At 62.4% G+C, this 25252-nt stretch carries 29 protein-coding genes and 6 pseudogenes; 9 read left to right on the top strand and 26 right to left on the bottom strand.

The genetic code is table 11. From position 1 onward, the window contains the following. Nucleotides 1-42: 42 nt before the first annotated feature. The 6 genes and pseudogenes from tnpA to nifH all read right to left on the bottom strand — a co-directional run bounded on the left by tnpA (nt 43) and on the right by nifH (nt 5438). On the bottom strand, nt 43-477 hold the full coding sequence (tnpA, locus tag HDG34_RS24905) for an IS200/IS605 family transposase (RefSeq protein ID WP_184062945.1): 435 nt from the start codon (nt 475-477) through the stop codon (nt 43-45). A gap of 104 nt (nt 478-581) precedes the next feature. Beyond that, nucleotides 582-848, bottom strand: coding sequence for a hypothetical protein (locus tag HDG34_RS24910; protein WP_143037302.1), 267 nt, complete (start codon nt 846-848; stop codon nt 582-584). A gap of 139 nt (nt 849-987) precedes the next feature. After that, nucleotides 988-1337 (bottom strand): annotated as a pseudogene (locus tag HDG34_RS24915) (hypothetical protein). 16 nt (nt 1338-1353) lie between these two features. Beyond that, a complete protein-coding gene (gene nifK, locus HDG34_RS24920) occupies nt 1354-2913 on the bottom strand; it encodes a nitrogenase molybdenum-iron protein subunit beta (protein ID WP_184062948.1) in 1560 nt (519 codons plus the stop codon). A gap of 74 nt (nt 2914-2987) precedes the next feature. Then, the gene (nifD, locus tag HDG34_RS24925) at nt 2988-4451 is read right to left on the bottom strand and encodes a nitrogenase molybdenum-iron protein alpha chain (RefSeq protein WP_184062950.1); all 1464 of its coding nucleotides are present in this window, start codon (nt 4449-4451) and stop codon (nt 2988-2990) included. A gap of 105 nt (nt 4452-4556) precedes the next feature. Continuing rightward, nucleotides 4557-5438: a nitrogenase iron protein gene (gene nifH / locus HDG34_RS24930; RefSeq protein WP_184062952.1), complete on the bottom strand. Its 882-nt coding sequence runs from the start codon at nt 5436-5438 to the stop codon at nt 4557-4559. A gap of 379 nt (nt 5439-5817) precedes the next feature. Between nifH and HDG34_RS24935 the strand changes: the two genes are divergently transcribed. From HDG34_RS24935 to HDG34_RS24945, 3 genes are all read left to right on the top strand, one after another. Further along, nucleotides 5818-6237, top strand: coding sequence for a group II truncated hemoglobin (locus HDG34_RS24935; RefSeq protein ID WP_026226291.1), 420 nt, complete (start codon nt 5818-5820; stop codon nt 6235-6237). Nucleotides 6238-6273: 36 nt separating this feature from the next. Further along, a complete protein-coding gene (locus HDG34_RS24940) occupies nt 6274-6882 on the top strand; it encodes a hypothetical protein (protein ID WP_184062954.1) in 609 nt (202 codons plus the stop codon). A gap of 76 nt (nt 6883-6958) precedes the next feature. Next, nucleotides 6959-7471: an ankyrin repeat domain-containing protein gene (locus tag HDG34_RS24945; RefSeq protein ID WP_260321334.1), complete on the top strand. Its 513-nt coding sequence runs from the start codon at nt 6959-6961 to the stop codon at nt 7469-7471. Between the two features lie 9 nt (nt 7472-7480). On the opposite strand, the gene HDG34_RS24950 is transcribed toward HDG34_RS24945, so the two are convergent. The 6 genes and pseudogenes from HDG34_RS24950 to HDG34_RS40220 all read right to left on the bottom strand — a co-directional run. Beyond that, nucleotides 7481-8563, bottom strand: a complete 1083-nt coding sequence (locus HDG34_RS24950) for a fatty acid desaturase (protein WP_260321324.1) — start codon at nt 8561-8563, stop codon at nt 7481-7483. Nucleotides 8564-8668: 105 nt separating this feature from the next. After that, on the bottom strand, nt 8669-9001 hold the full coding sequence (cyoD, locus tag HDG34_RS24955; RefSeq protein WP_121325257.1) for a cytochrome o ubiquinol oxidase subunit IV: 333 nt from the start codon (nt 8999-9001) through the stop codon (nt 8669-8671). Then, nucleotides 9002-9610: a cytochrome o ubiquinol oxidase subunit III gene (cyoC, locus tag HDG34_RS24960; protein ID WP_184062957.1), complete on the bottom strand. Its 609-nt coding sequence runs from the start codon at nt 9608-9610 to the stop codon at nt 9002-9004. Nucleotides 9611-9613: 3 nt separating this feature from the next. After that, nucleotides 9614-11620 carry a cytochrome o ubiquinol oxidase subunit I gene (gene cyoB / locus HDG34_RS24965; RefSeq protein WP_184062959.1) on the bottom strand — a complete coding sequence of 669 codons (2007 nt, stop codon included), beginning with the start codon at nt 11618-11620 and terminating at the stop codon, nt 9614-9616. Nucleotides 11621-11623: 3 nt separating this feature from the next. After that, nucleotides 11624-12520, bottom strand: a complete 897-nt coding sequence (gene cyoA / locus HDG34_RS24970; RefSeq protein ID WP_260321326.1) for a ubiquinol oxidase subunit II — start codon at nt 12518-12520, stop codon at nt 11624-11626. Nucleotides 12521-12674: 154 nt separating this feature from the next. After that, nucleotides 12675-13367 (bottom strand): annotated as a pseudogene (locus tag HDG34_RS40220) (radical SAM protein); the annotation flags it as partial. Here HDG34_RS40220 and HDG34_RS24980 point away from each other — a divergent pair. Both HDG34_RS24980 and HDG34_RS24985 read left to right on the top strand, forming a co-directional pair. Then, a complete protein-coding gene (locus tag HDG34_RS24980; RefSeq protein ID WP_184062963.1) occupies nt 13342-14016 on the top strand; it encodes an OmpW family protein in 675 nt (224 codons plus the stop codon). The pseudogene HDG34_RS40220 and the gene HDG34_RS24980 sit on opposite strands and share 26 nt — an antisense overlap. Nucleotides 14017-14098: 82 nt before the next feature. Further along, entirely contained in the window at nt 14099-14335 is a 237-nt protein-coding gene (locus tag HDG34_RS24985) for a zinc ribbon domain-containing protein (RefSeq protein WP_184062965.1), read from the top strand. 198 nt (nt 14336-14533) lie between these two features. Here the strand turns inward: HDG34_RS24985 and HDG34_RS24990 are convergent. The 14 genes and pseudogenes from HDG34_RS24990 to HDG34_RS40225 all read right to left on the bottom strand — a co-directional run. Continuing rightward, nucleotides 14534-15062, bottom strand: a pseudogene (locus HDG34_RS24990) (SIR2 family protein); the annotation flags it as partial. Nucleotides 15063-15072: 10 nt separating this feature from the next. After that, nucleotides 15073-16236 (bottom strand): DegT/DnrJ/EryC1/StrS aminotransferase family protein, encoded by a 1164-nt coding sequence (locus HDG34_RS24995; RefSeq protein ID WP_184062967.1) that lies wholly within the window; start codon nt 16234-16236, stop codon nt 15073-15075. Continuing rightward, the gene (locus tag HDG34_RS25000) at nt 16223-16501 is read right to left on the bottom strand and encodes a hypothetical protein (RefSeq protein ID WP_184062970.1); all 279 of its coding nucleotides are present in this window, start codon (nt 16499-16501) and stop codon (nt 16223-16225) included. The genes HDG34_RS24995 and HDG34_RS25000 overlap by 14 nt, the downstream gene beginning before the upstream one ends. A gap of 1 nt (nt 16502) precedes the next feature. After that, nucleotides 16503-16721: a putative nitrogen fixation protein NifT gene (gene nifT, locus HDG34_RS25005; RefSeq protein WP_184062972.1), complete on the bottom strand. Its 219-nt coding sequence runs from the start codon at nt 16719-16721 to the stop codon at nt 16503-16505. A 133-nt stretch (nt 16722-16854) separates the two neighbouring features. Further along, nucleotides 16855-17163: pseudogene (locus HDG34_RS25010) on the bottom strand (aminotransferase class V-fold PLP-dependent enzyme); the annotation flags it as partial. Beyond that, nucleotides 17145-17516, bottom strand: a complete 372-nt coding sequence (locus tag HDG34_RS25015) for a hypothetical protein (protein WP_184062974.1) — start codon at nt 17514-17516, stop codon at nt 17145-17147. The pseudogene HDG34_RS25010 and the gene HDG34_RS25015, both read right to left, overlap by 19 nt. Further along, nucleotides 17513-17788: a nitrogen fixation protein NifZ gene (locus HDG34_RS25020; protein WP_184062976.1), complete on the bottom strand. Its 276-nt coding sequence runs from the start codon at nt 17786-17788 to the stop codon at nt 17513-17515. The genes HDG34_RS25015 and HDG34_RS25020 overlap by 4 nt, the downstream gene beginning before the upstream one ends. Then, nucleotides 17785-18165 carry a nitrogen fixation protein NifZ gene (locus tag HDG34_RS25025; protein WP_131241300.1) on the bottom strand — a complete coding sequence of 127 codons (381 nt, stop codon included), beginning with the start codon at nt 18163-18165 and terminating at the stop codon, nt 17785-17787. Before HDG34_RS25025 ends, HDG34_RS25020 begins: the two co-directional genes overlap by 4 nt. After that, entirely contained in the window at nt 18158-18994 is an 837-nt protein-coding gene (locus HDG34_RS25030) for a 4Fe4S-binding leucine-rich repeat protein (protein ID WP_184062978.1), read from the bottom strand. Before HDG34_RS25030 ends, HDG34_RS25025 begins: the two co-directional genes overlap by 8 nt. Further along, the gene (locus HDG34_RS25035; protein ID WP_184062981.1) at nt 18991-19572 is read right to left on the bottom strand and encodes a hypothetical protein; all 582 of its coding nucleotides are present in this window, start codon (nt 19570-19572) and stop codon (nt 18991-18993) included. The genes HDG34_RS25030 and HDG34_RS25035 overlap by 4 nt, the downstream gene beginning before the upstream one ends. 15 nt (nt 19573-19587) lie before the next feature. Beyond that, nucleotides 19588-19992, bottom strand: coding sequence for an iron-sulfur cluster assembly accessory protein (locus tag HDG34_RS25040; RefSeq protein ID WP_184062983.1), 405 nt, complete (start codon nt 19990-19992; stop codon nt 19588-19590). Between the two features lie 50 nt (nt 19993-20042). Beyond that, a complete protein-coding gene (locus HDG34_RS25045) occupies nt 20043-20237 on the bottom strand; it encodes a 4Fe-4S binding protein (protein WP_026226294.1) in 195 nt (64 codons plus the stop codon). 35 nt (nt 20238-20272) lie between these two features. After that, nucleotides 20273-21868 (bottom strand): nitrogenase cofactor biosynthesis protein NifB, encoded by a 1596-nt coding sequence (nifB, locus tag HDG34_RS25050; protein ID WP_184062985.1) that lies wholly within the window; start codon nt 21866-21868, stop codon nt 20273-20275. A 174-nt stretch (nt 21869-22042) separates the two neighbouring features. Beyond that, complete coding sequence (locus HDG34_RS40225; RefSeq protein WP_341809951.1) at nt 22043-22330, bottom strand: hypothetical protein; 288 nt, start codon at nt 22328-22330, stop codon at nt 22043-22045. 349 nt (nt 22331-22679) lie between these two features. Between HDG34_RS40225 and HDG34_RS25060 the strand changes: the two are divergent. The 4 genes and pseudogenes from HDG34_RS25060 to nifV form a co-directional block, all read left to right on the top strand. Then, nucleotides 22680-22934: pseudogene (locus HDG34_RS25060) on the top strand (aminotransferase class V-fold PLP-dependent enzyme); the annotation flags it as partial. Nucleotides 22935-23226: 292 nt separating this feature from the next. After that, nucleotides 23227-23601 (top strand): iron-sulfur cluster insertion protein ErpA, encoded by a 375-nt coding sequence (gene erpA / locus HDG34_RS25065; protein WP_184062987.1) that lies wholly within the window; start codon nt 23227-23229, stop codon nt 23599-23601. 16 nt (nt 23602-23617) lie between these two features. Further along, nucleotides 23618-23773: pseudogene (locus HDG34_RS25070) on the top strand (2Fe-2S ferredoxin); the annotation flags it as partial. A 294-nt stretch (nt 23774-24067) separates the two neighbouring features. Next, the gene (nifV, locus tag HDG34_RS25075) at nt 24068-25204 is read left to right on the top strand and encodes a homocitrate synthase (protein ID WP_184062989.1); all 1137 of its coding nucleotides are present in this window, start codon (nt 24068-24070) and stop codon (nt 25202-25204) included. The last annotated feature ends 48 nt before the right edge of the window (nt 25205-25252 follow it).

A 25252-nucleotide genomic window follows, 5' to 3' on the forward strand; every position in this document is an offset into this window, starting at 1 on the left:
GCCTCAAAGGCGCCCATAAAACCGTGAGCCGCCCGTGGCGGCTTACTCCATGGCTAGCTTCATCTGGTCATATCGCTCGTCCTCTTCTTCCTGATTGCGGATGTACGCTCGCACCATGTGCTCGTCCAACCCCACAGTCGAAACGAAGTAGCCTCGGGCCCAAAAATGCTCGCCCGTGAAATTTCGTTGCCGGGCTCCGTACTTTCGCGCTATCTGAATCGCGCTTTTGCCCTTGATGTAGCCGACCACATTCGATACCGCATACTTCGGCGGAATGCTCAGACACATGTGAACGTGGTCTCCCATCAGGTGCCCTTCGACAATCTTCGATTCCTTGTGGGACGCCAGCTCATGAAACATTTCCCCAAGCTGCCGCCGCAACGCCCCGAAAATCCGCTTCTTCCGGCGCTTCGGGATAAACACCACGTGGTACTTGCAGTCCCATCGCGTATGGCTCAGGCTTTGATACTCTTTCATCGTGAATCTCCTTCTCTTGGCAGAGATAGGAAATTCGCGCTGACCGTCGTAAAGGTCAAACCTTGGTGAGTCCCCCGGCAAAGCCGGGGGCTTACCTCACTGAGTTAAAAAAACACTTGACGTGAAGCCAGCTTCGCGCGGCCGCAGCCCTGCTGGCGTCTTTTTAGACGCCAGCAGGGCTGCGGCCAATGAGGATCTTTTTGATCTTCGTTGGCCCCATGTCTCTTTCCACTCTGCTTGCCGATCTCGCCGCCCATATTCAGACTGAGCAGTTTCGTCACAGCTTGCTTGCGATCCTGAACATCCCACGGCGTTCCAACATCGTCGCAAATCCACGCTATCCGGCCAGCCAGTTTGGCGATCTCTACCATCAACTGGTTGCGAACCAGGCACGCAGCGGCACGGAGTCAGACTGCGCGACTACATAGATCATGCCCCGCTCCCTCGCTGAGGTTCGTCACGCAGGCTAGCTACACACAGCGCAGCAATTTCGTTTTCAGCGGTGCCCCGCTACTCGACATCCTCCGCCGCAATCTTCGCCCACACCGCGCGAGGTAACCGCGGCGCGATACCCGCCGGGCTCGCGTCGAACTGCCACCGAGCCGCCGACATCGCACCCTGTGCAATCGCAATCTCCTCGTGCGTCAATGGCAACCGGCCGGCCACATGCGCGGGGCCCCGGGCAGCACTTGGGCGATCATCTGCCGGTTCGGGTGTTCGAGCAGCGGGACGAGGTGGTCGGCCTCGCCCACACCGGCCAGGCAAACCTAGCCGCTGATGACCTCGACGTTACGGCCGTCCTGCGTCATCTTGACCAGAACTGCATCTGCCGCGCCCGATGCATCTGCTGTGTCTGCCATGGCCGCGCTCTCCTCGTCAGCGAATGATGTCGTAGCTGTAGTCGGTCTTCGCCACGTCGATCGTGTTGGCGTCGAGCGCTTCGAAGAACTCGTCCAGCAGCGTGACCAGCACCCGCAACGCACCTTCATAGCCCCAGGTCGGGAAGCGATGGTAATGGTGGCGATCGAAGATCGGGAACACCATGCGTATCAGCGGCGTTTTGGTATCGCGCTCGAGATATTTGCCGTAGGTGTTGCCGATCAGGAAATCCACTGGCTCGGTAAACAGCAGTGAACGCATGTGCCACAGGTCGCGTTTCGGATACACCTTGCAGCCGGCGCCGTAGGGCGACGCGTCGAGCAGCGCCTGCACCTTCGCAGCCCAGGTTTCGTTGCCGTTGGTCGCCAGCACGTGAGCCGGCTCGGCGCCGAGTTCCAGCAGGAACTGCGTGTAGCCCAGCATCTGGTCCGGGTCGCCGTAGAGTGCAAAGCGCTTGCCGTGCAGGTGAGCCTGGCTGTCGGCCATCGCATCGACGAGCTGGCCTCGCTCCTTCTCCAGTTGCGCCGGAATCGGCTTGCCGGTCACGCGCGAGATTTCCATCAGGAACTGATCGGTGCCCGCGACGCCAACCGGCGAGTTCAGCACCACCACTTCCTGTCCATGCTCGCCAATGAGCTTGCTGGTCTTCTCGCAGCAGTATTCCTGGAACACGAAGGTCGCCTTCGCGTTCAACGCGCGCTCGACTTCCTCCTTGGTCGTGCCGCCTTCGTACATCCGGAACTCGCCGTCGGTCGGCGTATTCCACGTTTCGGATGGGTCGCAGATGATGTTCACCGTCACGCCGAACAGATCGAAGATGCGGCGAATTTCCTTCATGTTGCCGACCACGTAGCCGTCGAAGCCGCCGATGAAGTTGACGCTGTCGTCGGGCACGCGCTCAAGCGGCGTCGCTGTGCCGGCCTTGCCGTCCCAGAAGTGCCTGAGGATGCCGAGGAGCGCGTTGTCGTAGCCGGTCACGTGGCTGCCGACGAAGGCCGGCGTGTGCGCGAACGGCACGTCATAGTCTTCCGGCACGCTGCCCTTCTGCTTGCTGCTCTTGATGAGCGCGTCGAGGTCATCGCCGATCACTTCCGCCATGCAGGTCGTGGAGACTGCGATCATGTCGGGCTTGTACAGGTTGTACGCATTTGCGAGGCCGTCGATCATGTTGTTCATGCCGCCGAACACCGCCGCGTCCTCGGTCATCGACGAGCTGACACACGAGGTCGGCTCCTTGAAGTGACGCGAGAAGTGCGAGCGGTAAAACGCTACACAGCCCTGCGAGCCATGCACAAAACTAAGCGTCCTGTGAAAGCCGTTGGCCACGTACACTGCGCCGAGCGGCTGGCAGGCCTTGGCCGGGTTGATGGTGAGCGAGTCGCGTGCAAAGTTCTTTTGCCGGTAGTCTTCGCTCTTGGTCCACTCGACGATCTGCTTGACCTGCTCGTCTGAATGGTTGAACTCGAAGTTTTCCTTTTTCGCGCGGAAAATTTTCTGGTACTCGGGCTCACGGAACAGGAGTTCCTGGTCGAGAATCTGGTCTGCGGATTGGGGCACGGGATGCTCCTGATATTCAATTCAATGGCCTGCCGGCCGGTGATCAGTCCGGTGATCGGTGCGGTGGCCGGCGCTTAGAGGTTTTTCTTCCAGGGCGCCTTGGCGAGCCCCCACACCGGGCTGGAAATGGCCATGTCCATGTCGCGCGCGAAAATGGCGTAGCCGTCATAGCCGTGATATGGACCGGAATAGTCCCAGCTGTGCATCTGGCGAAACGGCACGCCCATCTTCTGGAACACGTACTTTTCCTTGATGCCGGAGCCGACCAGATCGGGCTGGACCTGTTCGACGAACCTCTCAAACTCGTAGCCGGTCACGTCGTCGTAAATCAGTGTGCCGTCCTTCACGTAGTGCGTGGTGCGCTGATAGTCGTCGTTGTGGCCGAATTCGTAGCCGGTGCCGACCACGTTCATGCCGAGGTCTTCGTAGGCGCCGATTACGTGGCGCGGACGCAGGCCGCCAACGAACAGCATCACGGTCTTATCCTGCAGGCGCGCTCTGAACTTCGCGTTCACCGCATCGACCAGGGGACGATACTTGGCGATCACCCTCTCCGCGTTGGCTTTGATGGTGTCGTCGAAGTGGCTGGCGATCTCGCGCAGGCTCTTCTCGATCATCGACGGGCCGAAGAAGTTGTATTCCACCCACGGAATGCAGTACTTCTCTTCCATGTGCCGGCTGATATAGTTCATCGAGCGGTAGCAATGCAGCAAATTGAGCTTGGCCTTGGGCGTATTCTCGAGCTCGGCGATCGAGCCGTCGCCCGACCATTGCGCGATCACGCGCAGGCCGATCTCTTCGAGCAGAATCCGGCTCGACCAGGCATCGCCGGCGATGTTGTAATCGCCGATGATCGCAACATCATAAGGCGTCGAAACAAATTCGGGCCGCTTGTCCGGATCGGCCTTGTCGAATATCCAGTCTCTAATCGCATCGTTAGCCAGATGGTGGCCCAGCGACTGGCTGACGCCGCGAAAACCTTCGCAGCGCACCGGCAAAATGGTGTGCCCTTCATACTGCGCACTCTTCGTCTTCGAGACGGCCTCGATGTCGTCGCCGATCAGGCCGATCGGGCATTCACTCTGGATCGAGATGCCCTTGTTCAGCGGAAACAGTTCCTGAATCTCGTCGATGATCTTGTCGAGCTTCTTGTCGCCGCCGAAGACGATGTCCTTTTCCTGGAAGTCCGACGTGAACTGCATCGTCACGAAGGTGTCGATACCGGTAGTGCCGATGTAGTAGTTGCGACGCGCGGCCCACGAGTACTGGCCGCAACCGACCGGACCATGACTGATGTGGATCATGTCCTTGATGGGCCCCCAGACCACGCCCTTCGAGCCGGCGTACGCGCAACCGCGAATCGTCATCACGCCCGGCAATGACTTGATGTTTGATTTCACGCCACAGTCGGGCTTGCCGTCCTCGAAGGTGCCCAAATGCTTGGCGCGCCGTTTGGCCATCTTCTCCGGATAGGCCTTCAGCACTTCATCGATCAGGGCCTTGTTCGCGGCCTTGCGCTCTTCAACAGTGACGCTCATGGGGGAATGCTCCATAGGGTGAGTATCAAGCCTGGCAGCGGGTAGCCGGCATGGCCCGGTTCTTCGCGTGAAGAAGAACACCGGGCCGCGCGCAGCGCCGCTCGCTTAGGCGGTCAGTTCCGCTGCAGGCTTGCCGACTTGCGATTCGTCGATGGACGTCATGATTCCGTGCTCCATTAACAGGTCTTCCAGTTGATCCATCGTGATCGGCGTCGGGATCGTGCCGTTGCCCGCGTTGTTGTGCACCTTGGTGGCGAGCTGGCGATACTCTTCCGCCTGTTTGCATTCGGGCGCGAACTCGATCACCGTCATGCGGCGCAGCTCGGCGTGCTGCACGATGTTATCGCGCGGCACGAAGTGGATCAGCTTCGAACCGAGCATCTTCGCCAGCGCTTCGGCGAGTTCGAGTTCCTTGTCGGTCTGACGCTCGTTGCACACGAGCCCGCCGATCCGCACACCGCCGCTGTTCGCGTATTTCAGAATGCCCTTTGAAATGTTGTTGGCCGCATACATGGCCATCATTTCGCCGGACATCACAATGTAGATTTCCTGCGCCTTGTTCTCACGAATCGGCATTGCGAAACCGCCGCACACCACGTCGCCGAGCACGTCGTACGACACGTAGTCCACGCCGTCATAGGCGCCGTTTTCTTCGAGGAAGTTGATCGACGTGATGACGCCACGGCCCGCGCAGCCGACGCCCGGTTCCGGACCGCCGGACTCCACGCAACGGATGTTGCGGTAACCGATCTTCATCACGTCCTCGAGTTCGAGGTCCTCCACCGAGCCGGCTTCGGCCGCTAGCGACAGGATGGTGTCCTGCGCCTTTGCATGCAGGATCAGGCGAGTAGAGTCCGCCTTGGGATCGCAGCCGACGATCAGGATCTTCTGCCCGAGTTCAGTCAGGGCTGCCAGGGTGTTCTGCGAGGTGGTCGACTTGCCGATACCGCCTTTACCGTAGAAAGCGATTTGCCGAAGTTTAGACATTGCATTTCTCCATTCAGGAAGAAGGGTTGAAACCAGGGTTGCGTAACCGCGACCATGTCAGCCTGTCGTGCCTGTATGGGTCTTCTTATATCGAGTCACGCATCGGCCGGACCTGTGTCCGCGCTGGACTCCAAACGCAGCTTCTGTGCCACGTCACCAGCGGTACTGCGACGCGTCCGCCCCGCCGCGCTGCGGCGGTTGGTACGGGACTTTTGCGGACTCCTCTTCTGTCTTGTCGATTTCGCGACAAACCACGCGAACTTCGTCGCCAATGAAACCATTCGGGCGCGTTTGTCGTGCGATTTATGTCGCATTGGCCTGCGTGCAGCCGGACAATCGCCGGGTTGCGGCCTGGTTCGGTTATTGCATTGATCGCGCCATGGACACACCAGCCACCCAAGCTTCGCGACCCGTGCCGCGCGAGACGCACTTCGACCGTCTAGGCGGCGAGACCGCCGTCATCCGCCTGGTCGATGCGTTCTATCGACACATGGATACGCGGGCCGACGCGCAGCGCATTCGCGCGATGCATCACCCGGACCTGTCTTCGACGAAGGCCGTGCTGGTGCTGTATCTGTGCGAATGGCTCGGCGCCGACAAGCGGTACTCGGCACAGCGCGGCCAACCACGGCTGCGCACGCGTCATGCCGCATTCGCGATCGGCACCGCCGAACGGGATGCGTGGCTAGCTTGCATGCGCGCCGCGTTCGACGAGACGGGTGTCGATCCGGTGCTACGCGATGAACTGATGCAGGCCTTTTTCAAAATCGCCGACCGGATGCGCAATACGCAGACGTGAATCCCTCTTCAACGCTGTTTAACCCAAGGATCCGTGATGACCGAAACGCTCGCGCACAAGGAGATCGACGACACCGCGTTCGCCCGTCTCGAACATGAAGGCCGTCTGCTCAACCCGGTTCTCAAGGGGCTGACGAACAGGCTCGACCGGGTCGGCTTCCGCGGCGAACTTGCGCTGCGGTTTGCCCCGAAGCTCGCCGACGAAGCGCGGCCGCCGGAGCTGACCTGCGATCAGGTGATGGCATGCGCGACGATCGGCCGTAAGCACTTGCCGTTCTTCGCCGGGTATCTGTTGAGCTTCGAGCATCTGAAGGACGTGGCCGAGGTGCTCAGCGACACGCTCTCGGCGGATGGCAAGTACTTTCTGTTTTGCGACAACATCGACCTGAGCAAGCGATATCAGGTGCCGTACAAGGGCGCGATGTTCTATGTGCTGCCGATTCTCGAGTCCACCGTCTACAACGAGATGCTCGAACTGCTGTACCTCGAAAAGAACGAATTGAAGAAAAAGGACTCAGGCGGCAAGCTGGATGCGGTAGCGGACGCGGCCATCAAGTTCGACGTGACCTTCGAGACGATCACCTACAGCGAAGGACTTGAATTGATGGGGCCAGTGCGCAACCCCAACGAGAACCGGCCCGTCTGAGGCTCGGGTCCCTGCGGCCGCCGCCCGCGCGGCTGCGCCAACCGATGTTCCCTTGCACCCGAACGCGACCATGATCATGCACACCGACACTGTTTTCGTCGTCCGCGAACGCCTGGCCTCGCGCGTTGTCCGGAACCCCGATGCACAACTCGATACGATCGTGCCCGCCGCACTTTCCACTTGGCTGGCGTACCACGGCTTCCCTGCTCCGCATTCGCGCTGCGTAAACGGCGAAACCCCGTTGATGCGCGCCGCGCAGCATGGCGAGGACGCCGCGGTCGAAGCGTTGCTCGCACTCGGCGCACGCGCCGACGCGCTCGATGACGACGGCAACCATGCGCTCTGGTTCGCGTGCCTGCACGGCGGCCCCGCGACCATCCTGCGGCTGATCGACGCCGGCGCGCCGATCGACCATGTGAACGACGACGACATCACATGCCTGATGCAGGCAGCCGCGAGCGCTCGCCTCGACGTCCTGCAGTTGCTGCTTGCGCATGGGGCGAACGCAGAACTGTGCGCACCGGATGGGCGCAGCGCGCTCGACATGGCAGCCGACCTCGGGCTGCAACTGCTGCTTGCTTTCGGATGACAGGCTTTGTTAGCGAGTCTTAAGAGGAACGTGCGTCGCGCGACCAGCGAAGTCGGTCCACTGATCAGTCGAAAAATCGTATAGTTTGCAGCCTCGTGCGGTGTCGAAGTACCAACGCCACGAAAACCGCTGCACGACGATCCGTTCCGGAAGCATCGCTTCGAGGGTTCGCTGAGCACCGACGAGCCCGTATAGAGGGAGACTCATGTCGACGTGATGCGCGGTGTGCTCCATGATGTGATGAAACAGCGCACCAAAACGCCAGCGAAAGGTCAAGTGCACCGTCGTGGATACGAACGGATCCGAACGCCCCCATTTCGCGCGATCGTCGTACCAGCGGATTTGCGGATGCGTGTGGTGCGCGTAGACGACGAAACCCACCATCGCGCACCAGAACAGGAACGGCACCCCGAACCCGCATGCGATTGACGGGACCACCCCCCGCTGCGTCGCGCGAGCGATCCACGCGAGCGCGCCGATCCACAGCAGTGCGAACACCGATACCAGCGTGCAGTCACGGAAGAACACGAGGCGCCGCGTCGGCATTGCGGCCCGCGACGGGAAAAACATCTTCGTCCACCAAATTTCGATCATGTAGTAGAGACCAGGCGCCCAGCCGCTGCGATAGATACGTTCCAGTGCGCGCCGTGGCCCACTCAAGGCGCGATATTCCTGGATCGTCAGCGGTGCCCACACAAAATCGACGCCTTTCAGGTTCGTGTAGCCGTGATGCACCACGTTGTGACCCACTTGCCACAGGCTGTACGGCGTGAGCGACGGCAGGAAGGCGATCCGGCCCAGCCAGCGGTTGAGCGTGCGGTGCCGGGTCAGGCTCTCATGACATGCGTCGTGACCGATGACGAAGAGCCGTCCGATGACGAAGCCCGCCATGCATCCGAATACGGTCTTCAGCACGAACCCGTGCGCGAACACGCTCGCGGCGAGCGCACACAATAGCAAAACGTAGTCGAACACGAGCAGCAGAAGCGCGTAGGCGGTGCGGCGTTCGGCGAACGGTGTCAGCCACGAGCGGATGACCTTGCGATGGGGCAATGGCTCATTGGCGGGAACGGGGTGATTCGGGCTGTTCATGAAGAAAGACCGGTAGAGGGGTGCAGCACAACACTACGCACGCGGCCGACGGCTCCATGCCGTGTCCGCGATGATGTGACCAGACAGTTTCGCGCTGGTGGCGAGTCAGCGCGACATCATGTTCATGCTGACATTGTGCATCACCCAGATCGTGCCGAAGATCAGGAACAGCGCGGCGAGCGCGGTGTAGCATAACGCCAGCACGTTCCAGCGCTGGCCGCGCGACAGGTCGAGATGCAGGAACGTCACCAGTTGCACGACGATCTGCACGAACGCCAGCAACGCAAGCGCCATAATCGCGGAGCCGGACGGCAGCAACCGTTGCGTGACGATCGAGAATGAGCCAGCAGTCAGCGCCACGGCAAGCACGAAACCGGTGATATAACCGGCGACGTCACCACGCGAGGCGGTCGTGGACGTCGAGTGTGAATGGACCATTTAGAGCATGCTCCCGAGATAGACAAACGAAAACACGCAGATCCACACGATGTCGAGGAAGTGCCAGAAGAGGCTCAGGCATGTCAGACTCGTGAGGTCGCGACCGGACAGTTCAGGCGAGCGGACGACATGCACGACGAGCACGGCCATCCAGACGAGGCCGGCTGTCACGTGCAGGCCGTGGGTGCCGACCAGCGTGAAGAACGACGACAGGAAGGCGCTGCGACTGGGCCCAGCACCGTCGGCAACCAGGTGCGAGAACTCGCGCAGCTCTAACGCGAGGAACAGCGCGCCAAGCACGAACGTCACGAGGAGCCAGCCGATCACGGCACCACGCCCCTGGCGCTGCGCGCCGAGCATCGCGAAGCCGTAGGTGGTGCTGCTCAGCAGCAGCGCGCCGGTTTCAAGTGCAACACCCGGGATGTCGAACAGGTCCCGTCCGGACGCGCCGCCCGCGAACTGGTGCGCCATTACGGCGAACACGGCGAACAGCGACGCGAACAGCATGCAGTCGGTCATCAGGTACAGCCAGAAGCCGAACACGGTGGGCGTTGGGCCGTGGTCAGCGCTCGACCTGCCGTGATGGACGAGTAATGCAGGTTGCGTCATGGATCAGGTCTCCGCGGATTCGGGTAATTCAAGGGCGGCCGGGGCGGGCGCGCTGCCGCGTCGTGCTTCGATTTCGCGCACGCGCGAGGCCGGAATCACGTAGCCATGGTCGTCGCGGAAGCTACGCGCGATCAGCGCGGCGACGATCGCGACGAAGGCCAGCACGGCGAGCCACGTGATGTGCCAGACGCCGGCGAAGCCGAGCACGAGGCTGAATGCGCCGATCAGGAACCCGTCCGCGGTGTTCGACGGTAGGTGGATGTCCTCGTAATGCGCCAGTGCGGCATTTGCTGCGCCGCTTTCCTTCATGTGCGCGAACGCGTCGAGCTGGTGGACGACTGGTATGCGCGCGAAGTTGTAGACAGCGGGCGGCGACGCGGTGGCCCATTCGAGCGTGCGGCCGTTCCACGGGTCGCCCGTCAGGTCGCCGTATTCCGGCTCGTTGCGATGGATCACGCTCACGACGACCTGGGCGATCTGGTGCACGACGCCGAGTGCGATCAGCACCACGCCGCATGCGGCGACGAACAGCCAGGGATGCCAGGTCGGGTTGTCGTAGTGATTCAGGCGCCGGGTCATGCCCATGAAGCCGAGCACGTAGAGCGGCACGAACGACACGTAGAAGCCGACGAACCAGCACCAGAACGCCCGCTTGCCGAGCTTCTCGTTAAGCTTGAAGCCGAACGCCTTCGGGAACCAGTAATGGAAGCCTGCGAGATAGCCGAACACGACGCCGCCTATGATCGCGTTGTGAAAGTGCGCGATCAGAAACAGGCTGTTGTGCAACACGAAGTCCACGCCCGGGATCGCCATCATCACGCCCGTCATGCCGCCGATCGTGAACGTGACCATGAAGCCGATCGTCCACAGCACGGGTGCCGTGAACTCGATGCGACCGCGATACATCGTGAACAGCCAGTTGAAGATTTTCACGCCCGTGGGGATCGCGATGACCATCGTCATAATGCCGAAGAACGCGTTGACGTCCGCGCCGGAACCCATCGTGAAGAAGTGGTGCGCCCACACGAGGAATGCGAGCACCGTGATCGCGCACGACGCGTAGACCATCGTTCTGTAGCCAAACAGCGGTTTCTTCGCGAAGGTCGCGATCACTTCCGAGTAGATGCCGAACGCGGGCAGCACGAGGATGTACACCTCCGGGTGGCCCCACGCCCAGATCAGGTTCAGGTACACCATCGCGTTGCCGCCGAGCTCATTGGTGAAAAAGTGCATGCCTGCGTAGCGGTCGAGGCCGAGCAGTGCGAGCGTCACGGTTAGGATCGGGAACGTTGCCATGATCAGCACGTTCGAGCACAGCGCGGTCCACGTGAACACCGGCATCTTCATCAGCGTCATGCCGGGCGCGCGCAGCTTGACTATCGTCACGAAGAAGTTGATCGCGGTAATCAGCGTACCGACGCCGGAGAGCTGCAGACTCCAGATGTAGTAGTCGACCCCGACGCCGGGACTGAACTGCAGCTCCGACAGCGGTGGATACGCGAGCCAGCCGACCTGCGCGAACTCGCCGATCACGAGCGACAGATTGATCAGGATCGCGCTGATCGCCGTCATCCAGAAGCTCAGCGAATTCAGGAACGGGAAGGCGACGTCGCGCGCGCCGATCTGCAGCGGCACGACAAGATTGAAGAGGCCGACCATCAGCGCCATCGCCATGAAGAAGATCATGATGACACCGTGCGCGGTGAATATCTGGTCGTAGTGGTGCGGCGGCAGGTAACCCGGGCCGTGAAACGCGATCGCGAGCTGAAGCCGCATCATTACGGCGTCGACAAAACCGCGCACGAGCATCAGCACCGCGACGATGATGTACATGATGCCGATCTTCTTGTGATCGACGCTTGTCAGCCACTCGGTCCAGAGCCACTTCCAGCGGCCGAGCTTCGTGAGCGTGACGATGACCGCCAGCACGATGAGCGCCATGAACGCGGCCGCGCCCATGATGACCGGCTGATCGAACGGAATCGCGCCGGGCGTGAGTTTTCCAAACATGGCTTACTCCGTGGTCTGCGTGCGACAGGCGGCGTCGCGGAAGGCCGTGACGTTGCCGTTGTTGTATCGGGCAACGATGTTGCGGAACAGGTACTGGTCGATCGTTGAGAAGTAGCGTACCGACTGCTTCTCGCTCGGCTTCGCGACTTCGGCGTATTCGTCCATGCTCAGGCGGTCCGGCGAAGCCTTGACCTTCCGCACCCATGCGTCGAAGTCGGTGGCGCTCGTCGCGAGCGTACGGAACTTCATGTCGGCGAATCCCTTGCCGCTGAAGTTGGCGGACATGCCTTCGAAATTTCCCGGTGCATCCGCGATCAGGTGCAGACGGGTCTGCATGCCGACCATTGCATACACCTGGGTACCGAGTTGCGGGATGAAGAATGAGTTCATCACCGAATCGGACGTGATCCGGAAATTTACCGGCGTATCGACTGGCACGGCGAGCTGGTTCACCGACGCAATGCCGAGGTCCGGGTAGATGAAGAGCCACTTCCAGTCGAGCGCGACCACCTCGACGTCGATCGGCTTCACGCTCGACTGCAGCGGCCGGTACGGGTCGAGCTCATGTGTGGTGCGCCAGGTCAGGATACCGAGGTACAGGATGATCAGGGCGGGGATCGTCCAGACGACGATCTCGATCGCCGTCGAGTGCGCCCATTTGGGTGCATAGACCGCGTGACGGTTCGACGCACGGTAGCGCCACGCGAAGAACAGCGTCAGCAGGATCACCGGGATCGCGACGATCAGCATCGCCCACGTGGCGGTGGCGATCAGCGACTTCTCGGCCGCGCCGACGCTCCCTTTTGGATCAAGCACAGTCAGACCACATCCCGATAGACAGGCGCTCAATGTCGTGACGATGGCTATCGACCGTTTCCTTAAGGCTTTTCTGTCTGTCATAGTGGTTAAGTCCGGGTTGTGGCACTTTTGACCTGAAGCTGGCTTGACGCATGCGGCATCACACTCGCAGTGTCATGGTCCGACAACCGGCCAGCTTTGTGATTGATGTCGATCAAGGACGAACAAAGCGGCGGGGTGCGGTGCACTGACGCAGTGCGCCGCTGAGTGCGCGTTCCACCACATCGAGTGGCTGGATGCGATTGACAGCCTGCTGAACGTCGGTAGCAAAGTCCTGTACGCCGAAGCTCGCTCGGTTCAAGCCGAGGCGCGCGAGTGGTGAAAGCGTTTTGGTGCTGACGGTTCGCGGATCAATTTCGATGGCAAGTTCTGCGTCGATCGAGAACGCGAAGCGGTTCTGCAGTTGCTGGACAAGCTCTTCGAGCTCCGCAACACGGAAGAAGGTCGGCGTTCCATCTCCCAGATGTAGCTGCACGGTTCGCCGGTCAGGTCCGAGATGTGACGCGACCAGGTCCATCTCACGAACGAGGTAGCTCAGATATCTGGCGCTGCAGCCATGGTCGTGCGTAATGACCTTGTTGCATGCGCAGAAGTAGCAGAGTGATCTGCGTGCCGTTCGGCGGCTGCAGCCAGTCCGGCAATGGCTGCGAAATCGGTGTCTCCGGGTGCGAGAAACATCTTGGGTACCAGTCAATGCGGTTGAAGGCCAATAGTCCGGCCTCAAGGCTCCCGCTATCTCGACATTCCTACGCGTGACCCGGTGTCGCATCTTGACTTCGGGATCGGGACCGGTTGACCCTGCGCAAGGGCAGCCCTGATTTGCGCGTCGACAATTCCCCGCATACGTCAACAAGGGGAAAGCGATGAAGCACATGATTAAGGCCGTCATGATCGTGGCAAGCCTGTGCGCTACCGGTTTGTTCGAAGTGCTGGCATACGCGGATGACGTCAGCGCGAACGGAAGCACGATGGCAGGCGAGGTGACGGCTGATGGGATCCACGCCGGCGACGTGCTCGTGCGTCTGCGTGCCATCTCGATCGAGCCGGACGTTCACACCAGCGGCACGTTGTCGTCGCTCGGCGTGGGTGTCAATAACGCATTCGTGCCGGAGTTGGACCTGACCTATATGATCCGCGACGCGATCGGCATCGAGCTGATTCTCGCCACCTCGCGGCATCACGTGACGTCCGGCCTCGGCGATCTCGGTGGCGTGAACGTGCTACCACCGACGCTGCTGCTGCAATATCACTTCAACCATGCTGGCATGATCCGACCGTATGTCGGCGCGGGGGTCAACTACACGTACTTCTACAACGACGGCCTGAGCGCGGGCTCCGAAGGCATCCAGGTGTCACGCAGCAGCTTCGGTCCGGCGGTGCAGGCTGGCGTCGACGTGCAGATCACGAAGACCGTCTTTCTCAACGCGGATATCAAGAAGATCTGGATGCACACGGACGCCTCGGTCGGCGATAGTTCGTTGGGCCGGCTGGACATCGACCCACTGGTACTGGGAATAGGCGTCGGGATGAAGTTCTAGCGAGCGCGCAATGACAGACCACAGCTCGCACCAACGGGCGATCCGCTGCGCCCCATCCACCTGAAACGGAGATCTGGTCACTATGCCCCTGTACGACTACCGCTGCGCGGCCTGCGGCCACGCATTCGAAACGCTGGTGCGCGCCGGCCACACGCCCGTCTGCCCGCAATGCGGCGGCACCGTGCTGGACAAGCAGGTCAGCGCGCCGGCCTCGCCCGGCAAGAGCCGCGCGATCATCTCCCGCGCACGGCGTCAGGCGGCGCGCGAAGGGCACCTTAGCAACTATTCGCCGGCCGAGCGCCGCAAGCTGCTGCGCTGAGCCCAACCGGGAATCGCGCTGTCGATGTAGATGAACCTCGAGGGCGCCTACGGGATGGCACTCAGTCTCACCGTCTTCATGGCCGGCACGCTGGATCAGGCCACCGCCGACAGCCCGCTGGAACGCGCGAAGGGCATCTGCCCGTATCTCGACGCGTGGCTTCGCAACATTGCGTCAGCACGGCCGCCCTCGCGCTCGCGCGCTTCGATGACCACGACGGAAACGTCCTGCCGGCTTGTAGAGCAGCGCGCCCGAGGCCGGCACGTCATCCAGCAACGCGCCGTCTGCGCTATAGGCCGCGAACCAATGGCCGAAATGCTCGGCCTGCGACAGCCCCTGCAACTGCGCCCAGCCGCCCTGCGGCCCGCGCCTGCGCCAGCGTGCAGGCGAAGGTGTCGTCGGACCAGCTGTCGACAACCAGCCCGGCGCCGATCGCCGCCAGCGCGCAATGCAGTGCCGACGGCGTCGGCGTCATGGCGAAGGCCTCATTCATGACGCTCACCAGCGACTTGCGATGCTTGAAGTTTTCGATGAACTGCGCCGCCTGGGTCAGCCGGGTGCGGATCTTGTGCAGCACGCTGACCTTGGCCGTGATGATTTCGGCGAGCGCGAGCGGCGTGGCAGGGACGGCCGTATCGGGGCACAGCGCGAGCAGCGCTGGTCCCAGGTACGGAATGACGCCGCCCGCACACAGGCGTTCGGCGATGGTCTGGACTGAAACGGTCATGCAGTGCGTCTCACAGATAAATGGCAGCGCCGGCGCCCACGTTGGTCGCGGTGTCTTTCAGCGTCTTGACGATGTACTTGACCTGGTCGGTGTCGAGTAGCGTGTGCAGCGGCAGCGCCAGCGCGCGATCGCCGATGCGCTCGGTGTCGGGCAACAGGCCGCTCTTGCGGCCGATCGCATCGCCCGCGTTCATGTAGTGGAACTGCTGATGCAGCGGATGGCTGTAGGCCACCGTCTCAATGCCGCAAGATTTCATGTCGTCGATCATCTGGGCGCGCGCGCTCTGCGTAAAACGCTTGCCCAAATGCACAACATAGAGCATCCAGTGCACTTCTTCGACGTCCTCGGCCACGTAGGCCGGCTTGATCCCTTCGAAGCTTTGCATCTCTTCGTGATACCAGGTCTCGACCTGCTTTCGCTGCGCGAGGCGCGTGTCGAGTTCGGCCAGTTGCGCGAGACCGAGCGCGGCGGTCAGATCACTGATGCCCGCCTGCAGCGGCACCCGCGAGCCGACCGAGACGGACGCGCGGTCCGTGACGCGCCGCTCGCGCAGATAGCGCAGTTCATGGACGAGTTCGTCATCGTCGGTGACGAGCATGCCGCCCGCTCCTGTGCACAGCGCGGACGGGCTGGAGAAGTCGAACACTGATACGTCGCCGAAACAGCCGACGTTGCGGCCCCGGTAGCGCGAGCCCAACGCCTCAGTACTGTCTTCGATCAGCCGCAAGCGCTGCGCGTCGGCCAGTTCGCGCAGCAGCGCCCACGCGGCCGGGTGGCCGTTGGTATTGCCGGCGAGGATCGCGCGCGTGCGAGGGCCGATCTTCTGCGCGGCTTTTTCGGCGCTCAGACAACTGCTCCAGTAGTCGATGTCGGCGAACACCGGCACGGCTCCCGCCAGCGTGATCGCCTGCGCCACCTGATGCCAGGTGTGCGACGCGCAGACCACCTCGTCTCCCGGGCCGATCCCCGTCGCGCGCAACGCAATCCAGGTGGCGAGCGTGCCGCTCGCGACCGCGACCGCATACTCCCGGCCAACCCAGCCCGCAAACGCGCGCTCGAACGAATCAAGCATCGGCCCGTCGCTCCAACGCGAGGATTGCAGCACCGCGTTGACGAGATCGATCTCGCGCGCCGCGCAAGCCGGTTCGCTCAGCGCGATCTCATCGATTTCCATGCGCCTTGTCCTCAGTCAGGATCAACGCATCGGCCTCTTCAGGCCGCTGCGTGATGGTCCTGTAATACCCGGCCGATATCGCGAGATAGATACTGCGCACACCGAACCGGAGCGCTGCTGTCTCGTCGCGCATCGCCGTTGCGCTGACATGCATTGTGCGCACCTCGGGATAACGTTCGTGCCATTGCGCGGCGGCGTCGCGTAGCGTCGGTGCCGTGCGGAGCAGGTCCGCCGCGAAGTCCAATTGCTCGGCGTTCAGGCTCATCTCACTCCTCCACGCCCGCAATACGCCGCGCTTCGACCGTGATGGGCAGTGGCGTATCGTCGGCCATCGCGGGCAATTCGAGTTGCCAGCCGTTCGCGAGCGTGACGAGACCGCCCCACATCCCGGGCTGCACCATCGCGACAATGGGCTCTTCCAGGTCCTTCTTTGGCACGTAGGCGCTCAGCGCGCCCTTGCTGTCCTTGCGGATCATGACTTTCATGGTTGCGGACTCCGGAGATTGATGACAGGTTCAAACCAGGTTCAAGCGGGATGCGCTGCTTCCTCCAGCAGTGTGCAGCCAGCGCACGCGCCAGCTTCAGGTGCGCCGCATGTTCGATCGCGCTGAATACGCCACGGTGCCGGCCCTCCGGCGCCGCCGCGTGCAGCCCGCACACGACCAGGTGATTGGCTTCGGTGGCGCCGCTGGTGAAGATCAACTCTGCGGGCTTGCAACCGAGCGCTCGCGCGATCGTCGCGCGGGCCGCAGCGAGCGTGCCCTTCGCCTGCTGACCGACGGCATGCTGCGACGACGCGTTGCCCCACACATCCGTCAGGATGGACCACATCGCCTGCCACGGCGGAGGTTGGCGGCATGGTCGCGTTGTGGTCGAGATAGATCGTCGCCCGGCTCCGTTAGTTTGCTTCACGGCCAGAACAGGCATTCGCGATCGATGCACAGCGTGTCCAGCAGCTCGGCCAGGTCGGTGCTCTCATGCTGGGGCATCCATCGCTGCGACGCATGATCGCGCGCGCTCAGGTGCCACATACCATCTTCGTCGCGCGTGAGCCAGGCTATGTCGATCAGCCCGCCATTCGCGTCGACATTGCGGGAGCAGCACGGGCTCTCGACACGGAACCCCTGCCCGTCGCGCAGCACGCGCGGCACCACATAGCGGTAGCGGGTACGCTCGCGCAACGCTTGCTCGATCTGGCGCTGGGTCAGGTCGAACGGGCGGCCCGCGCGCAAACCGTCGCGCGGCGGCGCCGCTTCTGGCGCGCTCGCCTGAACCGTCATGACATGGCTCCTTCTTCGGGTAGCAGGCCGGCGGGTGCGGGCGCAATTTCATTCTCCGTGCATCCGACGACACAGTTGCCGAACTCCACCAGATAGACCGGCTCGCCGCTCTCAACCACCCGGCCGACGTTGACGATTTCGCCGACCGTACCCGCCTCGGCCAGACAATCGTCCTGGCCGCGCTCCGGAAAGCTGCCGTCGTTGCACAGGTCATCCAGCGCGATCACGCGCATGCCCCACTGATAAGCAGGCTGAACCGGTTCGATACTCATGCTGACGGCTCCTGCGGTTGCGACGTTTCCGGCTGGACCCGTGTGCCGATCTTGTGCAGCGCTTCGGCCCGCTCGCCCAAGCCTTGCAGCACGTCGTCCGGCAGGTTGTCGAGCGTGCATAGCTCTTTCGCGCGCATGCCGACACGGTGGCCGCTCTCGACGAACTCCACTGCGTAGATATAGAACCGCTGAAGGAAGGTGTCGATGCTGGTGACGTAGCCGAACTCGCCCTTGTTCACCAGCACTTCGCCGATGTCCTTGCCGTTGTAGGTGCCGTCGTTTCGGATCACCGCGCGTGCGATCACGCGCTCGCCGTAGTTGAAGCGCGGGGGAAACGCGACCTCGATCAGGTCGTCGTCGCGGTTGATGTCAGCCATGCTTCGCTCCCGCTGATCGTTGCGTCTGTCCAGTGGTCATCAGGTTCGCGACCTCGCCCGACTGCCGGCGCTGCCGCGCGAGCGCGCGCACCTCTTCGTCCGCGTCGTCCACCCGCGACGCCACGATTTCGCCAGCGGCGCGCCCCGCGACTTCCCAGCGCACTCGCCAATCGGGATCGAACGCGAGGCGCGATAGCAGCGTCGCGGGCAGACGCTCGGCGACGATGCGGCGTACCTCGGCCTCGCTGTCGTCGGCAATACGCAGCAGCGCGGGCATCTCAAGACGCTCGGCCAATCGCATCCGGAATACGCAATCAGGGTCGCCGATCATCTGCGGCAGCAGCGCGAGCGGCAGACGCTGCGCCACCCATTCGCGCACGCCGTAGTCGGAATCGCCCCGCATGCCGACCAATGCAGCAGACGACAGGCGCTGCGCCACGCGAATCCGCACCTCGCGATGCGGATCGTGGATCAGGCGCGCCAGTTGCGCCTGCGGCAATCGCAACGCGAGCTGCAGCCGGACCATTGCGTCCGGGTCGCCGAGCAATGCGGGCAGACAAAAGACATCGGCGTGACTCGCGGCGATTGCGCGCACCTCGAAGTACGGATGCGCAAGCTGCTCGTTGGCCAGTTCAGGATGCCAGTGAAAGAAGCGCTCGATGCGGCGCGCGTACGCATCCTGCATGCACGCGTGACCTGGCCCACAACCGTGCTCCGCCGGCAACTCGCGGAACCGCACATACCCGCAGCCGGCGCAGTCGAGCGGGCCGCCCTGCCAGCGACGCGGTGCAATGTCGCCGCCTGGTACGCGCACGTTCTGTACGCTCATGCTTGCGTCCCCGTCCAGCCGCGCGTCGGATACTCACTCAGCGCATCCATTGCATCGTCGGACCCGACGCCGGTCTCATGACGATCCAAGACCTGCGAAAGCAGCGCGCCGCCCACCCGGTCTTCGGGATCGAGCCGGCGCAATTCGCGCAGTAGCATGCGCGCTTCTTCAAAGTCGCCGAGACGCATGTTGAGGTACGCGAGGCCTTTCAGCGTGAACAGATAAAAACGCGCGGCCGCGTCATAACGCGTGGTCACGATCGCGGCCGCAAGCGGTTCGTCGCCGAAATTTGAGCCCAGCGCGGTGCGAGCGACCGCCAGCGCGTCTTCGCCGATCGCACGCGCCTGCGCCAATTGATGGCCGTAGAAGTAAAAGCGGTACAGCGCGATCAACGGCACCGGATGGCGCGGCGCGGCGGCTCGGGCGCGTTGCAACAGCGCGAGCGCCTCGTCGGGGCGCTCGCGCAGCCGACCCGCCTCGGCGATCAATGCATTGACGCCTGACGGGAAGCCGCCGCCAATCGCGCTCTGCGCAAACGCGGTCATTGCGTCGTCGAGGGCACGGTCGCCAGACTCCATCGCCATCGCTCCTCTTCAGGAGATCTGACGCGGCAGCGGCGGCCGCCCGCGGCCAATCGCGCTGACATCGATGGTCGCCACGCCCGGCGGCGCCGACTCCGCACTGCTGCAACCACAAGCGGCCTGGTTCGGATTGAAGAAGATCAAGCCGGACTGGGTTGGCGTGTCGGCGAAATCGATCGTTATGCCTTCGAGCATCAGCCGGCTCTCAGCCGGCAGGAATACGCGCAGGCCGTTGATGTCGAGTTCCTGTTCGCCTGGTTGCAGCGCCGGCTCGGCGGTGAATTTCGCGGTATAGCCGGAACAGCCGCCGGCGCTCACCACCAGACGAAAGCCGGCGCCAGCCGGCAGGCCCGAAAAGCGCACGATACGACGCATGAACTTCTCGGCGGCGCTCGTAACAGTTACGTTGGACAGCATGATGGGTAGTCTCCTGATGGATGAATGGCCGGCCCGGCCACGAGCCAGACTCAAACCTGAACGATGCAGCCGTCCACGGGACACACGGCGACGCACTGCGGGTCGTCGAAGTGGCCTTCGCATTCGGTGCATTTCTTGGGGTCGATCGCGAACACGCCGCCTTTCTCGCTGATCGCCACATTGGGGCATTCCGGTTCGCAGGCCGAGCATCCCGTACAGGTGGACGCAATAATCTTCAGAGGCATGGAGGCTGTTGTCCTGTCTGGAAGGGTGTGGGGTGTCACGCAGCTGAGGCTGACGAGGTGTAAGCACCCTGGCGGATCGAAGCATCGCCGCGGTCCCGGTGCACGATGGCGCCGCTGGCGATGCGACTGCGGTAGTCGTTGAACCAAGCAAGCACCGCTTTTTCGATAAATTCGCCGACGTACTGATCGACCGGCTCGATGCCCGCATGCGCCAGTTCGTCTTTCGGGCAGGCGCCGATCTTCGCGACCAGCACCGCGTGGCAGTCGTGGAGCGCGCGCACGACCGACGGTAGTTGCTCGTCGTCGCCGTAACCGCCCCGGCAATACAGGTCCACCCGGCGATGGCCGACGAACAGCGCTCCGGCTGCCGAGACCTCGAAGATCTGAAACTCCGTGACGTGGCCGAAGTGCTCGTTGACCCGGCCGCCGCCCTTCGTTGCGACCGCGACCAGCGCCTTCATGTCGTCGGCGACGTCGATCTCGCGAGAGACAGCCAGCGCTTCTTGCTTCGCGTCGTGCTGCGCCTGACGCTCGGCTTCGACGCGCTTCTGGTATTCACGGCGGCGGTCGAGGTCGTAGACCACTTCCATCTGCTCGATCTTGTCGAGCGTGAAATCCTCGCTGCGGTCCTCGCCCAGCAGGCCAACCGCATCCGCGCGGCACTGGCGGCAATGACGCATCAGGTTGGCGCCGCCCATGCAGGCGTCCTGCACAACCTTCAGTTCCCGCGCAGTCGGTCCGCGCTGGCCGTTCAGGCCAAAGTGCGTGCCGTGCTCGGGCTCCGAGATCAGCGGCATGATGTTATGCAGGAACGCGCCGCGTTTCTTGACGTCGCGGTTGACCTCGATCAGGTGCTCCTCGTTGATGCCGGGAATCAGCACCGAGTTGATCTTGGTCAGCACGCCGCGTGCGGTGAGCATCTCGAGACCCTTCATCTGCCGGTCATGAAGGATGCAGGCTGCTTCGTAACCGGTCACGCGCTTGTGCTTCCAGAAAATCCACGGATAGATTTTCTCGCCCACCGCCGGGTCGACCATGTTGATGGTAATTGTCACGTGGTCGACGTTGTACTTGCAGATTTCGTCCACGAAGTCGGGCAACGCCAAGCCATTGGTCGACAGGCACAGCTTGATGTCCGGCGCCTGTTCCTGCAGCATCCGGAACGTCTCGAAGGTCTTCTTCGGGCTCGCCAGCGAATCACCGGGACCGGCGATGCCAAGTACCGTCATCTGCGGAATCTCGCTTGCGACCGCCACGACCTTCTTCACTGCCTGTTGCGGCGTTAGCTTCTGAGAGACCACGCCGGGACGCGACTCGTTCGCGCAGTCGTATTTGCGGTTGCAGTAGTTGCACTGGACGTTGCAAGCCGGCGCCACCGCCACATGCATGCGCGCATAGTGATGATGGGCTTCTTCCGAGTAGCATGGGTGATTCTTGACCTTCTCCCAGATGTTCGGCGGCATGTCGTCGAGACTACCCGACGCGCCGCAGCTGGCCTTACCCTCGCCACCGTGCGTGCCGCAGCCGCCACCGGTGGACGGGTCTTCGATCTTCACGCCGAGCGATTTAATCTGCCCGATGCTGATATAGGCCGCTGCGGGCAAGTCGCTCGCATTTGAACTCGCTTGCATGGATATCTCCTCGCAACCAACGGCGGCCGCGCGCAAGCCATAGAGCCAGATCCATGCCACTCGACAAGAACGCCAGGAATCAACGAGTTAGGATATATTTCGCAGTTCTGTTTGATTCCGGCGCGCGACGTATCCCTACAATTTCGTTGCGTCGTGTCGGTGTTGCGACAAATCTCACACGACCCGGACAGCATGTTCCGAACCAGCGAGATGGACCCGCACAAACCAGATCAATCGTTCGCGTTCACCCTCCGGCTTCCCCGGCTTGCGATGTCGCGAACGTGCGGTCGTCCGCTGCTGCTCGTCACGCGAAAGACCCGTAGCGCTCAGGCCGCGCAGTTGCCCGTCCGGTTCGGCCAGCACCACAAAGGCGCGCCGCCACTCCATCGTCTGCACAAGATAGTTCAGGGACTCGCGGAAGGCTTTCGCCACATCGAGCGACGAAACCAGCGTCTTGCTCACCTCGTAGACGCCGTCCAACGCTTGCCTGAATATTCACCGTTGACTTCCCCTTCGTGCGCTGCGCGCTTTCGATGTACCGGCGCAAGGCGCACGATCGACCCAAAGACACAGCGTTTGAAGTAAGCGCATTTCTACGCCTGACGATTCAGCCATCGCGCATGTCAATCCAGCGCGCGTAACGACAAATCCGACAAAAAGAACGGCGGCAATCCTCACTCGTCGGGCGCATCGACACAAAAACAACAGCGAAACAACAGCGGCCCAGTTGAAAGAGGCCACTAGAGCGTGAAAATCCACTGGCATGAAAGTTGCCCTGAAGGTCGCATTACCCCGCTTTCAGGAGCCTGCAATGTCGGATTTCCAACGCGTGAATACCGGCCTCCATCCGCGCAGCTTCAACCCCGTGCATCTGGGTCATGCCGCCACCACGCCGGTCGATCCGCGTGTGATCAGACGCATGCGGCCTTACCTGAGCGAGATGTACGGCAATCCCGCCAGCCGTTCGCATGCCTACGGCCGGGTCGGCGAAGAAGCGGTGGAACTGGCCCGCGAGCAGGTCAGCTCGCTCGTCAACGGGGACCCGCACGAGATTGTCTGGACCTCGTGGAGCTCCGGCCGCGCATGCGGATCGCGCGCCAAATGCACGGCGGCGTCCACGAGCGCGGCATGCGCTCGGGGACGTTGTGCACGCATCAGATCGTCGAGGAACTGCCATTGCCGCCGGTCGAGATCCACTGCTCGATTCTCGCGCCGAGGACGCGATCAAGGCGGTCGTGTCTGACTTTCGCTCGCGCCAGACGATTCGAGGCGCAGCAGCCGACGACCTGTAACTCGCCGAGCAACCGACCTGCTCGTCTAACCCGAAGTGAGTCCATTCAAGCCTGAGAGGAACCTCCATGGAAACGCTCACCCAACCGGCTGCCGCCACACCCGGCGTCATGCCCGACCTACTCGAATTCACGCCTCAGGCTGCTGCGAAAGTGGCCTCGCTGATCGAGGAAGAAGGCAATCCCAACCTGAAGCTGCGGCTGTACGTATCCGGCGGCGGGTGTTCGGGCTTGCAGTACGGCTTCGCGTTCGACGACCAGGTGGCGGACGACGACATGCAGACCGTCACGGACGGCGTCACGCTGCTGGTCGATTCGACGAGCCAGCAATACCTGCCCGGCGCGCGCGTCGACTATGAAGACGGCCTGGAAGGTTCGCGCTTCGTCATTCACAACCCCAATGCGCAGAGCACCTGTGGCTGCGGCAGTTCGTTTTCCGTGTGATGCAATCATGAAAATCTCACTGGCGCCTCCCGACGACGAGGAGAACAACCAGTTCGACAATGCGTGGGGCCTTGACCTGCAATCGCGTCTCGCGTGCTGCGTGAAGCTGCGCGACGCCGACCTGACGATCGAACTGCCGCCACATACGCGCGAGCTCGCGCGTGAGCATTGAGGGCATGCGTCCTTAGCGCTGTGCGGCCTCTTCAAGCGCCATAGCGGTCATCGCCGCGTCCGCACGTCCTGGCTGACCACGCCCATCGCATCGCGCATCGCTTTCTGCAGCGCCGTGTTCATCGCTACACCTGGCTGTTCGAAACAGGACATTCGCGACAGGTCTTCGTTGGAACCGCTTCATCACAGCGCCAGCGAACACTGGAAAGCCCCGCGGCAAGCGGCTATTCGCACTAACCGTGCATGGCGCAGTACTTGCAAACCGTATGTTCAAATGCCTAAAGGACAACTTCCCGTGTCGAATCCGATCATCAACGACACCACACTGCGCGACGGCGAACAGACCGCTGGTGTCGCATTCACGGTTGCCGAAAAATGCGCGATTGCCGAGGCGCTCTCAAGCGCCGGCGTACCCGAACTGGAAATCGGTATCCCCGCGATGGGTGCCGAGGAAATCGATTGCATCCAGACCATCGTCGCGCTGAATCTCGACGCCAATCTGATGGTCTGGGGCCGTCTCACCGACGCGGACCTGGCGTCGGCCTTGTGCTGCAATCCCGACATCATTCACCTGTCGATTCCCGTGTCCGATATCCACCTTCAACACAAATTGCACCAGCCGCGCTCGTGGGTGCTCGCGCAGGTGAATCGCGTGATCAGCGCCGCCGTCAAGAGCGGCCGCAAGGTTTCGCTGGGCGCGGAGGATGCCTCGCGCGCGGACCCCTCGTTCCTTGCCGACGTGGCGCGGCACGCGCAACAGTGCGGTGCGCAACGCATCCGCTTTGCGGACACGCTCGGCGTCCTCGATCCTTTTTCGACCTATGAAGCGATTGCGCGATTGCACGACGCGGTCGATCTGGAAATCGAAATCCACGCGCACAACGACCTCGGGCTCGCGACCGCGAACACCCTTGCCGCACTGCGCGCCGGCGCAACCCACTCCAACACCACTGTCAATGGTCTCGGCGAACGCGCCGGAAATGCCGCGCTGGAGGAGATCGTGATGGGCGTGCGTCATATCATGGGTCGCAACACCGGCGTCGACACGACCGCGCTATTGAGCATCTCGCGGCTTGTCGAACGGGCTTCAGGACGCCCGGTCGCGCTCAACAAAAGCATTGTCGGCGCCAGCGTATTCACGCACGAGTCCGGCATCCACACAGACGGGCTCGCGAAGAATGCATCGACCTACGAGAGCTTCGATCCCGCCGAACTCGGTCGCGAACGCTCGGTCGTGCTCGGCAAGCATTCGGGTTCGCAAAGCGTGCGCCGGGCTTATGACGCGCTCGGCCTGGCCGTCAGTGAAAAGCTGCTCGTGCTGCTGCTGACCCGTATCCGCCACCATGCCACCCAGCACAAGCAAACGCCCAGCGCCGCCGACCTGTATCGCTTCCTGATCGAGTTGCGCTACACCGTCGGAGAATTGTCATGAGCGGCGTTGTGGTCGGCTTCACGAAGTGCGTCGCGCGGACCCGAACAG

This window comes from Paraburkholderia sp. HC6.4b (assembly GCF_014200875.1).
GTDB classification, from domain to species: domain Bacteria; phylum Pseudomonadota; class Gammaproteobacteria; order Burkholderiales; family Burkholderiaceae; genus Paraburkholderia; species Paraburkholderia tuberum.